Annotated in this window: 2 protein-coding genes; both read right to left on the reverse strand. The window is 62.5% G+C overall.

The window, feature by feature from the left end; genetic code table 11:
- Nucleotides 1–86: 86 nt before the first annotated feature.
- A complete protein-coding gene (locus ACE3PP_RS02565; protein WP_374377628.1) occupies nt 87–1,004 on the reverse strand; it encodes a PP2C family serine/threonine-protein phosphatase in 918 nt (305 codons plus the stop codon).
- The coding region (locus tag ACE3PP_RS02570; RefSeq protein WP_374377631.1) for a serine/threonine protein kinase at nt 1,001–1,897 on the reverse strand (897 nt) is incomplete at its 5' end. The genes ACE3PP_RS02570 and ACE3PP_RS02565, both read right to left, overlap by 4 nt.

Consider the following 1,897-nt stretch of genomic DNA (forward strand, 5'->3'; position numbering starts at 1 on the left):
CCTTCGGCGTGGCGGGTGAAATTGCGGGTGATCTTGACGGTGCGGAGCTGGTCTGGCTGGCGTTGGCTGGGGCGCATGGGTTTTCCTTATTTCTTCGGGTTGTATTTGTCGATGGCGTTGCGGATTTCGTCGATCGCCTTTTCGATCTCCTCATCGCTCAATTCGCTCTTGTAGGCCGGGTTGCGGCCGAATTCCTCGAGCCGGGTGGTCACTTCGTCCTGGCTCATGGTTTGCGTCGAAATGGCGCTGCTCGCTTCCTCGACGTAGGCGTCCTCCCAGCGCACGGCGACCACCGACAGGTTGTCGCGATGCGGGCCACCCTTGGTTTCGGCCTGATTGAGGATCATCGGCACGGCCTGCAGCAGGTTGCTGCCCTTCAGCGCCACCGCCATCATGTCGCCGGACATTTCGCCCCACAGGCCATCCGAGCAGAGCAGCAGGATGTCGCCGTGGTTGAGCGGGGTCTTGCGCGAAAACTCGATTTCCGGCGGCGTCGGGCTGCCCAGGCAGCTGTAGATCTTGTTGCGGTCCGGGTGGAAGGCGGCTTGTGCCTCGCTGATCATGCCTTCCTCGATGAGCAGGCGGATGCGCGAGTGGTCCTTGGTCTGGGCGATGACCCGGCCGTCGCGCATCAGGTACAAGCGCGAATCGCCGGCGTGCGCCCAGTAGGCAACGTTGTCCTGGACGATGCAGGCGACGCAGGTGGTGCGCGGCGTATCGCGCAGGTGGTGGCGGGTGGTGTAGTCGAGAATGGCATGATGGGCATTGGTCATGCTCTTCTGCAGAAAGCGGAAGGGATCGGCGAGCAGCGGCTTGGCCTCGCGCTGGAAGGTATCGGCCAGCGTCTGCACGGCGATCTGGGCCGCGATCTCGCCATAATGGTGACCGCCCATGCCATCGGCGACCACCATCAGCAGCGCATCGCGCGAATAGCAGTAGGTCGTCCGGTCTTCATTGTTGGCGCGGCCGCCGACGCGGCTTTCCTGATAGATGGTGAATCTCATCGGATCGGATTCCTGAATTTTTCGACGAAACGGCCCAGCCAATTCGGCGTGGCTTTCGGGCTGGGGGGCGTAACGGTCTCGACCAGCGCCTTCTGCAGGGCGAAGACGCTTTGCGGACGGTAGAGGTGGTTGAGGTTCAGGCACCAGTCGATGATTTCGAGCAGGCGGTCCGAATACTGGCCGTCCCAGCGCATCATCGCCGGGGCGAGGGTGTCCTTCTTCAGGCGCGAGTCCGCCGCCTGCGGGGCCACCCCGGCCAGGCAGGCGTACATCGACGCGCCGACGCTGTAAATGTCGCTCCACGGCCCGAGATCCTTGCGTGATCCGTAGTGTTCCGGCGAGGCGAAGCCCGGCGTGTACATCGGCTTGAGCATGGGCTGGTCATTGAGCAGCGTCTGGCGGGCGGCGCCAAAGTCGATCAGTACCGGCGTATTGTCGCTGCGCAGGTAGATGTTCGATGGCTTCAGGTCGAGGTGGAGCAGCTTGTTGGAATGCACTTCGCGCAGGCCGTTGAGCATGCGGGTGAACACCCCGCGGATGAAGCGTTCGGAAATATGCCCCTGGTGCTTCTGGATGAATTCCTGCAGCGTACGGCCGTGTTCGTATTCCATGACCATGTACACCGTGTCATTGGCGCGGAAGAAATTCAGCACGCGGATCACGTTGGGGTGTGACAGGCGGGCCAGGGCGCGACCTTCCTCGAAGAAGCACTTCATGCCGTAACGGAAGGCACCGAGATGATCCGAGGTGATGACCGGCTTGATTTCGCCGCGTGCGCGCAACGCCAGGCTGTTCGGCAGATACTCCTTGATCGCCACTTGCCGCCCCTCGGGGTCGGTCGCCAGGTACACGATGGAAAAACCGCCGAGCGAGAGCTGGCGGTCTATCGTGTA

It is taken from the genome of Dongia sp. (genome assembly GCF_041910485.1).
GTDB lineage: Bacteria > Pseudomonadota > Alphaproteobacteria > Dongiales > Dongiaceae > Dongia.